An 11,457-nucleotide genomic window follows, 5' to 3' on the forward strand; every position below is an offset into this window, starting at 1 on the left:
ACCCGGGCGTCAAGGCAACGGTAGGTGGGGCCCGTGACGCGTCCGTAACGGTTGCCGGTCTCCTATCCGGTCGCGCCGTGCGGTGCGTACAATCGGGATACTCATGGTCATGCCTCACGTCCGGATGCTGGGACGGTTCCGCGTCGTCGATGGCGAGCGGGTGATCGCGCCGCCACGCAGCAACACCGTGCTGCTGCTGGCCTACCTCGCGTGCCGCGCGGACTGGGCCGACCGGGGTCGGCTCGCCACGCTCTTCTGGCCGGATCAGGATGAGGAGGTTGCCCTCACGAACCTCCGGCAGGTGCTGGCACGCGCCCGGGCTCACGCGTGGGCCGCGAATGTCGAGGCGGAGCGCACGCGCGTGCGGTGGCTCGTGCCGAACGACGTGCAGGCGTTCCGTGACGCACTTGGCCGGGGTGACGCGGCCTCCGCCGTGGAGGGGTATCACGGCGAGTTCCTCGATGGGATGGACGCCCTGCCGGACGGACTTCAGGAGTGGGTGGATGCCGAGCGCGAGACGCTGCGAAGCGCGTGGCTGCGCGTGTCGACGCGCCGGGCTGCCGACTTGGAGGCGAACGGAAACATGAGCGGCGCCGCCGAGCTGGCCGGACGCATCCTCGAAACTGACGCGCTCGCCGAGGACGCGCTGCAGACCTTCATGCGCTGCGCTGCGGGGCTCGGCCGTCGGGACGACGCCCTGCGGGCTTACCGCAGCTTCCGGGAGAGGCTGGACCGGGAACTGAGGCTTGAGCCGCTCGCGGGAACCCGAGAGCTGGCCGAGCAGATCGGCAGGGGAGAGCTTCCCGTGGCCAGGGTGCCGGCGCGTCAGCCGACGGCGACCATGGAGGCGAGCCGGCTGGTCGGACGCGACGCCGATCTCGCGCGGTTGCGCGCGTCCACTGCGCCCGCCCTGATCATCATGGGTGACCCCGGAATCGGCAAGACCCGCTTTCTGCAGGCCCTGGCGCCCGACGCGCCGTGGCTGCGGTGCCGGGAGGGCCTGGAGCGGGTGCCCTACCTGGCGCTGCTCGACCTCCTGCGGGCGCGTGCCGCGGACCTGCCGGACCTGGGGCCCTACCGCGAGGACCTCGCGCGTCTCGCTCCGGACCTCGCACCCGACCTCGCGTCCGGCCTGACACCCGCCCTGCTTGATCCCGAGACCGCCCGGACGCGTGTGGTCGAGGCTCTCACGCGCTGCCTGGAGACCGTGGCGTCGGGGAGCCCGTTCGGCCTGGTGGTGGATGATCTGCAGTGGGTGGACCCGTACACCCTTGAGGTGCTCGCGTATGGCCTCTCGGGCCGACGCGTCCGCGTGCTCGGCGCGTGCCGCACCCTGGAAGGGCCAGAGGGACTGTCGTCGCTGGTGTCCGCGGGCGCCGAGACTCACACCCTCGCCCCGCTGAGCGAGGACGACGTGCGCGCACTGCTCGCCACGCTGATGGAAACGGCGCAGGGACCACCGGTCTTCACGCGCTGGCTGCACCAACGGACGGGGGGCAATCCTTTCTTCGCCCTGGAGACCCTGCGCTTCCTGGCCGAGACGGGCGTTTTGCACGTCGAGCCGGGCGGCTGGCGGACCGAGGTCGACGACGTCACGCGCGACTACCGCGAGCTGAGCGTGCCGCCCCGCGTTGCGCAGTCCGTCCTGAGGCGTGTGAAGGCCCTGCCGGAGGAGGCGCGGCGGGTGCTGGACGTGGCGTGCGTCCTCTCCACGGGCCTTGACCCGACGCTGCTGTCCGGAATCGTGGGGCTCAGCGACTGGGCCGTGATGGAGGCGCTCGACGCGGCGGAACGCGCGGGCATCACACGAGGGGACGCCTTTGCGCACGACCTGTTCCGACAGACGCTCTACGCCAGTCTGCCCGAGGCACGGCGCGCGTTTACGCATACGAGGATCGCCCGCGAACTCGCGGCCAGGCAGGCCACACCGCTGGTGGTCGCCGAGCACTTCATCCGGGCTGCGCAGCCCGAAGCCGCAGCCCACCAGCTCCTGAACGCCGCGCGCCTGGCAGAGGACACTTCCCGCCGCGACGTCGCCGCCGAGCTGTACGCTCGCGCGGCGGAACTGCTGGAACTCGCCGGTCGGGCGGATGAAGCCGTCGACGCGACCGTGGCCGAGCACCGCATGCTCGCCGAGTTCGATACCGGTCCCAGGGCCGACGCGCTGGTCGAGCGCCTGAAGCGGCTCGCCCGCACGCCCCTGCAACTCGGTTGGGCCGCGCATGCCGAGGCACATCTGGCCTACGTGCGCGCCGACGCGGCGCGCGCCGAGCAGACCTCACGGCGCGGCCTGGAGTTCCTCGCGCTGCACGGTACGGACGCCTCCCTGGAAGGCTCGCTGTGCGCCGTGCTCGCCTCGAGCCTGTGGGCACAGGGCCGTGTCGCGGAAGCTCTGCCCGTCACTGAGCGGCGTGCCGGGAGTACGCGCGCCTCGGGCGATCTCCGCGAGCTGGAATCTGCGCTCAATGATCTGGGCGTGATCAGCAGCAACCTCGAACGGCATCGTGAGGCGATCACGTACCTCCAGCAGTCGCTCGACATCACGACCGGCCCGGTCGATCCGGTCGGTCGGGTGTCGACCCTCAACAACCTGGCGGTCAGCCAGGGAGAGCTCGGGCGCACACGCGACTCGCTGGAAACGCTCCTTCGGGCGCAGGCGCTGCTGGAGCCCACGAGCGGCACCGAGGCCCTGCGCATCCAGCATGACACCGCCGTTGGTCTCCGTCTCCACGAGCTCGGGGAGTACGGCGGGGCGCTCGACGCGTACGCCAGGGCCGAGCGGCTTGCCCGTGACCTCCAGTTCTGGTCGCTTCCGACCGTGCTCCGCTCCATCGCCGGGGTGTACGTGGACCTGGGCGAGCTTGAGCTCGCCCAGCAGTACCTCGACGAGGCCCTCGCGCGGCCGAATGTCCGCCCGCTTCAACGCTGCGCGATCCTGCGCGTTCAGGGAAAGCTCGACCTGATTCAGGGGCGCAACCCCGACCCGGCCCTCGACGAGGCCGAGGAGATCGCGGGCCGTGTCGGGAAGCCCAAGGGAATTGTGCTCGCCCAACTCGACCGCGCCGTGACCCGCGCTCCAGACGAGGCCTTCGACCTCGCGCGGCAGGCCCTGAAGGACGCGCGATCTCTCGACCTTCCCGGCGTGGAGGCGCTGGCTCACTTGCGCGCCGCGCAGGCAGCCATCGCTCTGGGTCGGTTCGTGGAGGCTGCCGAGGCCGCGCGGACGTGCATCGCGATGTCGGGAACCTACGCTTCGGGGGCCACTCCGGCGGAGACGCACCTCACGCTTCACCGGGCTCTTTGGGGAGTCGGTGACCGGCGCGCCTTCGAGGCGCTGCGTGCGGCGGGCGAGTGGATCCGGGAAACAGTCGCGCGGCACGTTCCACCCGCTCACGTGCAGGCCTTCCTGAAGCGCAATCCCGTGAACGTGGCGGTTGCCCTGGCTTCGGAACAGGCCGAGGATTGACCACTCGGACAGCTGGGAGGTGACCGAGGCGATGAACTGACACCCATTACGCAAGCGTCACGGGTGAGGCCTACCCTGCCAGCATGCCCATCCGGACACGCCCTCCGAGCTTCATCCTGCGCGTTCGCGACACGCCGGGCGGAACCTGTCTGGTCCTGCTCGACGTCCGTACGGGAGAACAGCACGAGTTCACGTCGTGGGTGGCGCTGGCGCAGTTCGTCCGGTCCCTGCTGCGTCCGGGACTGCGCTGACGGCCCTGCCGTCGGGAAGGAGAGAGGAACATGACCACAACGGACACCATGGCCCCGGAGATGCTCGCACTCAAGGACCGGCTGAAGGTCACCTGGATGAGCGGCGACTATGGCGTGTTCGCCCGGTACCTCGAACCGGGCGCGTTGGAAATCCTGGAACGCTGGGACCTCCAGCCCGGCGAGCGCGTTCTGGACGTGGGCTGCGGCGCTGGGCAGATCGCTCTTCCCGCTGCGGCACGCGGAGTTGACGTGACGGGCGTGGATATCGCGGCGAACCTCATCGCGCAGGCGCGGCGGCGCGCCGAGGACGCCGGGGTCCGCGCCACCTTCGACGAGGGTGACGCGGAGCGCCTGCCCTACCCGGACGCGAGCTTCGACACGGTCGTGAGCCTCATCGGCGCGATGTTCGCTCCCCGTCCCGACCGCGTGGCGGCCGAACTGCTGCGGGTGTGTCGGCCCGGCGGCCGCATCCTGTTGGCCAATTGGACGCCGGCGGGGTTCATCGGCCAGATGTTCAAGACCATCGGAAAGCACGTGCCGCCCTCTCCGCTCATGCCGTCGCCGCTCCTGTGGGGAGACGAGCAGACCGTCCGTGACCGGCTGGGCAGCGGGACGAGCGACCTGCGGTTCCAGCGCTACCACTACCGGCTCGCTTACCCTTTCCCCCCACAGGACGTGGTCGCGTTCTTCCGGGAGTACTACGGTCCGACGAACCGCGCGTTTGCCGCGCTTGACGAGGCGGGACAGGACGCGCTCGAGGCGGACCTGGTCCGCCTCTGGTCGGAGCACAACATTGCTGGACCAGGGGAGAGTGCCATCGAGAGCGAGTACCTCGAAGTGAGGGCGACGCGAGGCTGAGCGGAGACGAAGGTGGAGGGAACGTCCCCTCCACCTTCAGGTTCCGGCGTGCGGGCACCAGATTCAGTCGCTGTCGCGTCACGTGCAGTGCGTCGTGCCTGACCTCGCCGAGGCGCTACCGGGCACCGTCGGGTGCCGGTGCAGGTCGCCGGGTATCAGGACGAGCACGAGTGGTTTTTCGAGCGTGCACAAACCCCACCTCGACCCACCTCGATAGGTGCCGAGGCGTGTGCGGGTGGCGCGGTACAGCTTCATCAGGAGGACATCGCTGGGTCGAAGGGGGGCCAGCGATCGGGCCGGCGGGGTAGACGCGGGTCAAGTCGAACACCGCACCATCGAGCCGTCAAACGGTCTGGCTGACCATGAAGAGAAATGGCCACCAGTACCGTAGCTACGGTTAAATCACGAACTTAGCGGACGCACCGCTCAAGCTCGCTGGTCAAGAGGGCTCCTTTTGACCAGCGCGACTGTGCCTGCTGTGCTGACGGTCGAGGTCGTACTTCGTTTGCAGGATACGAATGCGCTCCTGGCTGTCCTCGGCGTACAGTGACTGCTCCAGGCTGCGGGCCTGACCGACGTGCTCATAGGCACAGCGGTAGTCGTTGAGTCCCTCGCAGGCACGGGCCATCAGTTCGTGCCCCTGGACCAGAAAGCGCTTTCGCGCTCCCTCCCCGGCGCGGATCAGTACGAGTTCGGCGTCAGTCAGGGCAATGCCGAACTGTCCGGCGTCCAGCGAGACTTCCGCCAGACCGGTCATGGCGAGGAGTTCGGCATCGAGATCGTTCATCTGTCTCGCCATCGTGAGGGCGTCGAAGAGCAACTCGCGTGCCTTCACGTGTTGGCCGCTCGCCATCTGCACCAGCGCCTGTCCGTGCAGGGCGCGCTGTTTCAAGTAGGGCATCCGGTGTGCGGTGGCCTGCTCGATCACGCTGAGGTAGTGGGCTGCGGCTTCCTCGAGTTGTTGACGTCGGCGCAGTGCTTCGGCGAGGTTCAGTTGCAGCAGGGTATGGTGACGTACTGAAGTGCCGGCGTCGACCAGCTCAAGACCTTCACGGGTGATTCGCTCGCCACGCTCCAGGTCGCCGTGCTCAATGTGGGCACGCCCCAGGTTGATGTGCAGGATCAGGAGTCGTACGGGATCCCCACCCTGCCTGAGGATTTCGCTGGCCTGCTCGTAATGCTCGAAGGCGGCGACCTGGTTGCCGAGGTCGCCCCACAGCAAACCGAGGTTGAGGTGAATGCCGGCCGCTCCGTACAGGTCTGCTGCCTGCTCACGCAGTTCGAGTGCAAGGTGAAATTCGACGAGCGCCTCGGCGCTGAGTCCACTCATGTGCAGGACGCTGGCGAGCCCTGCCCGGGCCTCTGCTTTCGTCGTCGCGTCAAGATCTCTGGTCAGCAGGGCCTGAAAACGTTCACGTGCGTCCGCCAGACGGCCCTGCTCTCGGGCAATTCGTGCCTGTCCGAGCAACGCTTGACTGTCAGGTCCTTCGCTTGTTGGGCCCATGGCCTCCCTCTCGTCCTATTAAGCCACAAGCACGAGGGGTCCGCTCAGTGCGGACCCCTCGTGCTTGTGCTGTGCTTCAGCGCCCGAGGGTACGGGCGAACGCTGCCAGATCAATTGCCCCGGCGGCGCTGCTGGCGCCACTGAGCGGGACGGTGGTATTGGTGAGCGCGTTACCGACCAGCACGGGAGTCGCGCGGCTCGAAAGACCCAGGGCCGCCGCACCGGACACGACGGCGGTGCTCATGGAGGTGCCCGTCCAGGCAATGAGCCGCTCGCCGGGCGCCGCCGCCCCAATCGCTTCACCGGGCGCGTGGAGCTCCAGCCCGGCACCATAATTGCTGAAGGGACTGCGGGCAAGGGTGTTGCCGACGCTGCCAACCGACAGGCGTTGTGAACTGCTGGTGGCGTTACGCGCCGGCAGATCGATTTCGGAGAGGTTGCGGTTGCCGCTGGCTGCGACGACAATCGCGCCAGTCGACTCGGCGTAGTCGATGACGGCTTCCAGGGCAGGGGAGCGTCTGTCCGTACCCAGGCTGAGATTGATGACCTGCGCGCCCTGATCGGCGGCACGCACGACGGCGTTGACCACGTCCGAAAGGTTACCGTACCCGTCAGGACGGATAACACGGTACGGCAGAATCTGTGCGCGGGGACTGATCTGCGCGGCAATGGTTGCGACGGCCGTGCCGTGCCCGAAAGCGGGATCGGCTGGGGTGCCGACTTCATCGGGCAGATTGTCGTTGTCGACCAGATCGCGCCACATGCTGCTGGGCGCGAGCCGGTTTTTCAGGGCCGGGTGGCCGGTGTCGACGCCACTGTCGATTACCGCGATCATGATGCCGGAACCGAGTTCAGGAATCGCTTTCTGTGCGCTTTCGAGCCGGATGGCTTTCCAGGCATCGTTGTTGGCAGGAAGAGCCGTGAATTGCCCGTCCGACCACGCGCCCCCGGTGCCATCCGACCAGGCACCGCCGGTCCCGTCGGACCACGCGCCACCCGTACCATCCGACCAGGCACCGCCGGTCCCGTCGGACCACGCGCCACCCGTGCCGCTGAGACGCACAACGCCCACGTCCGGTTCGATGGCGGACAGGTGCGCGGTTTCGGCAGGCTCGGTGGAATCGGTGAGGGAGGTGGTGACAATCGCGAAGCCCTGGCTGGGCTTGAAGGCGATGACTTTGCCGTTGTATAGCACTTCGAGGGATTCAACCGTGTCGGTGCTGAGCAGTTTGACCCTGGCAACGTTGGGTTTCTTGGGGCTGCTGATTGTGGAGGCGACGTCCAGACGGAATGACTCGCTGCCTGGTTGCTGGCCGCAGGCGGCAAAGAGTGGTAACAGCAGGAGCGCGAAGGCGGCCTTGCAGGTGACGTTTCGGTAGCTGGACGTATTGGGATTCAAGGAGTCGCGCATTTCTCTCCGCAGCCTGAGCGGCGCTGGTCAACCTGGGTGGCCGGGGCTGAGTCTCAGGATATCTTTTTCTTCGTCTCACGGCCTTCATGTGTTATTCGTGGTCCTGGGCTCTTCGGCAGGGCCACAAGACCATCTTGGCCCACAGGCTGCGCGCGTTGGTGGGAAATTTCCGGTGTCCTGGGGTGCCTCAGTGGGGTGCCTCAGGAAGGCTCTGCTTCCTCATCGTCCCGCCGGGTGACATCTTCACCGCCGGGAACGATTGGCAGCACCGAGCCTCCTACTGCTGGAACCCCGCTCACGCCACCGCCCATCGGCGCGGCCACGGGGGGAACGGGCACCGTGCGGGCGTCGTCTGACGGTTGGGTCTGAGCGTTGCCACTGTCCTGCTCGATTTCCTCGACGGAGCGGCCAAGTGGCGTCGTGTCCGGGCGGGGGGTGTGATCGTCGGTCATGCCGTACCTTAACCCTGCGTCCTTTGCCCGCACCCTGAGGGTTTCTTATGGTTGCCAGTGTCCGGGGCGTCTTACCGGGCGCGAAACTGACCAGTCGGCGCCCTAAGATGACTTCATGACTTCACCTGCCGCCCAACCACAACCGCCACGTTGTTCTGTCCTTTTTCCGGATGGGCGCCGGTGACCGCCTTCGGGGCGTCGCTCGGCTGGAAGCGTGAACAGTGGATCGGGTTGGCCTGTGCGCTGGTGACGGTGCTGATCTGGTCGGGCTTCATTCTGGTGTCGCGTCTCGGTGCCAAGGGCTCACTGTCGCCGTTTGACATTTCGGCGCTGCGCTTTGGCGTTTCGGGGCTGGTGATGCTGCCCTTTTTGCTGCGAAGCGGCACGGGAGGCTTGCGGCTGTGGCAGGTGGCCGCTCTGGGCGTGACGGCAGGGCTGGGGTACGCGCTGCTGGCTTACTCGGGGTTTCATTTTGCGCCGGCGGCCCACGCCGCGGTGTTCATGCCGGGTATGCTGCCGTTCTTCACGGCTGCACTCGCCTGGGGCGTGCTGGGTGAGCGCTGGACCCGTGCGCGTTTTCTGGGTCTGGCCGTCGTTGGGGTGGGCATCGCGCTGCTGGCCGCCGACGAGCTTGTTCGCACCGGAGGAGCGACCTGGCGGGGTGACCTGCTGTTCCTGGGGGCTTCACTGCTGTGGGCGGCCTACGGGCTGCTGGCGCGTCAGTGGCGCGTTGGGCCGCTGCAGGCAACGGCGGTCATCGGGGTGTTCTGCCTGGTGACGTACTGGCCTCCGTACCTGCTTTCAGGACAGTCGGGCCTGCTGGCGGCTCCCCTGTCAGAGGTGTTGCTGCAAGGCATTTATCAGGGTTTTCTGGCCGTGGTGGTCGCGCTGATCACTTATACCCGCGCATTGCAGACGCTGGGACCGGCCTTGACGACCACCATCACGTCCCTGACGCCGGCGTTGGCAGCCCTCTCGGCCGTGCCGCTCCTGGGAGAGTCGCTCTCTGCGGTGTCGGTGGCCGGGGTGATGGTGGTGACCTTGGGCGTGCTGGTCAGTGTGGTCCGCCTGTCACGGTAAAACCGTGCTTTGACTGCCGAAAAGCCTGAGCCGTTCGGCGCGCTTTGTAAACGTTACCAGACCGTGCTACAAGTAGACTATAACGATTCAGAGACGGCGTGCGCGCCGGTCTCACCGTACCCCTTATTCCCTTTCAGGAGCGCTTTTGAATCTCTCGGATCATCGTCACATCGCACGAATTGCCGTGCCCGTCAGCCTCGAGATGACCTTTCAGCTGCTGCTGAACTTTGGCGTACAACTCGTTGTCGGCGTGCTGGGCACCCTGGCACTCGCCGCCGTCGGTTTGGTCAACAGCCTCGTCGTGGTCGGCATGGTCAGCCTCAGCACCATCGGGGCCGCGGCCGCCATTCTGGCCGCCCGGGCGCACGGAGCCCGCAGTCCGCAGGCCGTGGCGCGCGTGGCCACCACGGCGGGGGTGTTGGCTTTCCTCTTCACGCTCACCTTGTGCCTGCCTGCAGCGTTCTTCGCGCAGCCCCTGCTGCTGGGCCTGGGCGCCACCGCTGAAATTGCCGCAACTGGCGCACGGTACTTTCAGCTCACCGTGCTGGCGCTGCCGTTCATGGTGCATGCCTCCGTGACCAGCGGAGTGTTCCGCTCGCTGGGTCAGGCGCGCATTCCGATGCAGGTCTCGATCTTTGCCGTGCTGTTCAACGGCCTGCTGGCCTACGCGCTGGTCGTCGGTCTGGGTCCGCTGCCGGTGCTGGGCCTTGGCGGTGCGGCCCTGGCCAGCCTGATCGCTCAGGGTCTGCGCGCCGCGCTGCTGTTCTGGCTGCTGCACCTGCGCCCCGGCCGGGTGCCGCTGAGCTGGTCACGCTCGCTCACGACCTGGCGCCAGGCAGCGGGGCAGCTGCTCACGCTGGCCTTTCCCCTGGCCATGACCCAGCTGTCCTGGAGCGCTGGCGCCTTTCTGTACGCGCTGCTGTTCGCGCGCCTGAGTGTCTCTGCGCTGGCAGCGAGCCAGATTGTGCTGTCACTCGAAGGCGTGTTCATCGTGGCCTCGTACGGGTTGATGTCGGCCTCCACCACCCTGATCGGGCACGCGGTCGGTCAGGGTGACCATCGGCGCGCGCAGGACTGGTCGGTCATCCTGCAGCGGGTGGGCATGGCGACAGGCCTGGGCTTCGGTGTGCTGTTCATGGCCTCGGCGTACCTGCTGCCGCACCTTTACCCCAACATCAGTCCCGCGACCTTGCAGGTGGCCTTCTGGGGCATCGTGATCAACGCAGCCTTTCAGGTCGTGAAGGTGCGCAACATGATTCTCGGCGGCGGCGTGCTGCCCAGCGGGGGAGACGCACGGGGCGTGGTGATCGGTGATCTGATCGGCCCATTTGTGGTGGGGCTGCCGCTTGCTTATCTGCTGGGCTTCACCCTCGAACTGGGCGTGTGGGGCGTCTTTTGGGGACGCATTGCCGATGAGGTGGCCAAAGCCTCGTTTTTCACCTGGCGTGTGCGGCGTCTGCGCTGGCAGGCCCTGACAGCTCCCAGGGCGACGGTGACCCAGCAGGCCGCATGACCGGAACACGGAAAGGAACACCAATGAAACAAACTCTGCAGGGCCGCTGGGCCCTCGTGACAGGCTCGACGCGCGGTATCGGACAGCAGATTGCCCTGGGCCTGGCTCAGCGTGGCGCGAACGTCATCGTGCACGGCCGCACCCTGGCGCACACGCAAGCGACTTTGGATCTGCTGGCGGCGTACGGCGTGCAGACCCACGCGGTCGCCGGAGAACTCGCCCGTGAAGAGGGCGTGCAGGCGATCATCGAAGGCGTGCGGGCCGGACCAGGATCCATCGATATTCTCTACAACAACGCCGCGATCCAGAATCCCTGGAAGCCCCTGTTCGAGATCACTCCGCGAGACTGGCAGGACAGCTTTCAGATCAATCTGTACGCCGTGGTGCAGTTGTGCACGGCGTTCGCTCCGCAGATGCGCGAGCGGGGTTTCGGGCGCATCATCAACCTGACCAGTGGCATTCAGGATGTGCCGCAACTTGCGCCCTACAGTGTCTCCAAGGCCGCCATCGACAAGTACTCACGCGATCTGGCCGCCGAACTGCGCGGCAGCAACGTGCTGGTGAACTACCTCGATCCGGGCTGGCTGCGCACTGACCTGGGCGGCCCCAACGGTGAGTGGCCGGTGGAAACGGTGCTGCCCGGAGCGCTGGTGCCCGCCCTGCTCGAAGATCATGGTCCGAGTGGCCGACTGTACGCCGCGCAGGACTTCAAGTACCTGGACTGAAACACGCGACTGAAACCGGGGAACTCATCGGGTTTCCCGTTTTTTGACGTTTTGATCCCAGGTGGCGTTGACGACCGAGCAAGGCAGTCAATGCTGATCGGCGCCGATCGGCAACGAGGTGGCAGCAATGCAGCACCTGGGTGGTGTTCTCGGCTGCGGCGAAATGCACGGCAACTTCGTATGACTTGGGCTGAGCA

Annotated in this window: 9 protein-coding genes; 6 read left to right on the top strand and 3 right to left on the bottom strand. The window is 67.0% G+C overall.

The window, feature by feature from the left end; translation table 11 throughout:
* Positions 1-109 precede the first annotated feature (109 nt).
* The 3 genes from DEIPE_RS10325 (at position 110) to DEIPE_RS10330 (ending at position 4,575) form a co-directional block, all read left to right on the top strand.
* Positions 110-3,466 (top strand): ATP-binding protein, encoded by a 3,357-nt coding sequence (locus DEIPE_RS10325; RefSeq protein WP_169316600.1) that lies wholly within the window; start codon positions 110-112, stop codon positions 3,464-3,466.
* A gap of 83 nt (positions 3,467-3,549) precedes the next feature.
* Positions 3,550-3,717: a hypothetical protein gene (locus DEIPE_RS23975; RefSeq protein ID WP_015235913.1), complete on the top strand. Its 168-nt coding sequence runs from the start codon at positions 3,550-3,552 to the stop codon at positions 3,715-3,717.
* 30 nt (positions 3,718-3,747) lie between these two features.
* Positions 3,748-4,575, top strand: a complete 828-nt coding sequence (locus DEIPE_RS10330) for a class I SAM-dependent methyltransferase (RefSeq protein WP_015235914.1) — start codon at positions 3,748-3,750, stop codon at positions 4,573-4,575.
* A 439-nt stretch (positions 4,576-5,014) separates the two neighbouring features.
* Here the strand turns inward: DEIPE_RS10330 and DEIPE_RS10335 are convergent, their stop codons facing one another.
* From DEIPE_RS10335 to DEIPE_RS10345, 3 genes are all read right to left on the bottom strand, one after another.
* The gene (locus tag DEIPE_RS10335; protein ID WP_015235915.1) at positions 5,015-6,079 is read right to left on the bottom strand and encodes a tetratricopeptide repeat protein; all 1,065 of its coding nucleotides are present in this window, start codon (positions 6,077-6,079) and stop codon (positions 5,015-5,017) included.
* Between the two features lie 76 nt (positions 6,080-6,155).
* Positions 6,156-7,490: a S8 family serine peptidase gene (locus tag DEIPE_RS25275; protein ID WP_015235916.1), complete on the bottom strand. Its 1,335-nt coding sequence runs from the start codon at positions 7,488-7,490 to the stop codon at positions 6,156-6,158.
* 200 nt (positions 7,491-7,690) lie between these two features.
* A complete protein-coding gene (locus DEIPE_RS10345) occupies positions 7,691-7,942 on the bottom strand; it encodes a hypothetical protein (RefSeq protein WP_015235917.1) in 252 nt (83 codons plus the stop codon).
* Between the two features lie 180 nt (positions 7,943-8,122).
* On the opposite strand from DEIPE_RS10345, the gene DEIPE_RS10350 reads away from it, so the two are divergent.
* The 3 genes from DEIPE_RS10350 to DEIPE_RS10360 all read left to right on the top strand — a co-directional run bounded on the left by DEIPE_RS10350 (position 8,123) and on the right by DEIPE_RS10360 (position 11,260).
* Positions 8,123-9,022: a DMT family transporter gene (locus DEIPE_RS10350; protein ID WP_015235918.1), complete on the top strand. Its 900-nt coding sequence runs from the start codon at positions 8,123-8,125 to the stop codon at positions 9,020-9,022.
* Between the two features lie 145 nt (positions 9,023-9,167).
* Positions 9,168-10,535: an MATE family efflux transporter gene (locus tag DEIPE_RS10355; RefSeq protein ID WP_015235919.1), complete on the top strand. Its 1,368-nt coding sequence runs from the start codon at positions 9,168-9,170 to the stop codon at positions 10,533-10,535.
* 23 nt (positions 10,536-10,558) lie between these two features.
* A complete protein-coding gene (locus tag DEIPE_RS10360; protein WP_015235920.1) occupies positions 10,559-11,260 on the top strand; it encodes an SDR family NAD(P)-dependent oxidoreductase in 702 nt (233 codons plus the stop codon).
* The last annotated feature ends 197 nt before the right edge of the window (positions 11,261-11,457 follow it).

Source organism: Deinococcus peraridilitoris DSM 19664 (assembly GCF_000317835.1).
Taxonomy (GTDB): domain Bacteria; phylum Deinococcota; class Deinococci; order Deinococcales; family Deinococcaceae; genus Deinococcus_A; species Deinococcus_A peraridilitoris.

Excerpts from the sequence above, each read along its gene's own strand:
- DEIPE_RS10325 (WP_169316600.1), top strand. The coding sequence starts at position 110 with ATGCCTCACGTCCGGATGCTGGGACGGTTCCGCGTCGTCGATGGCGAG.
- DEIPE_RS23975 (WP_015235913.1), top strand. The coding sequence starts at position 3,550 with ATGCCCATCCGGACACGCCCTCCGAGCTTCATCCTGCGCGTTCGCGAC.
- DEIPE_RS10330 (WP_015235914.1), top strand. The coding sequence starts at position 3,748 with ATGACCACAACGGACACCATGGCCCCGGAGATGCTCGCACTCAAGGAC.
- DEIPE_RS10335 (WP_015235915.1), bottom strand. The coding sequence starts at position 6,079 with ATGGGCCCAACAAGCGAAGGACCTGACAGTCAAGCGTTGCTCGGACAG.
- DEIPE_RS25275 (WP_015235916.1), bottom strand. The coding sequence starts at position 7,490 with ATGCGCGACTCCTTGAATCCCAATACGTCCAGCTACCGAAACGTCACC.
- DEIPE_RS10345 (WP_015235917.1), bottom strand. The coding sequence starts at position 7,942 with ATGACCGACGATCACACCCCCCGCCCGGACACGACGCCACTTGGCCGC.
- DEIPE_RS10360 (WP_015235920.1), top strand. The coding sequence starts at position 10,559 with ATGAAACAAACTCTGCAGGGCCGCTGGGCCCTCGTGACAGGCTCGACG.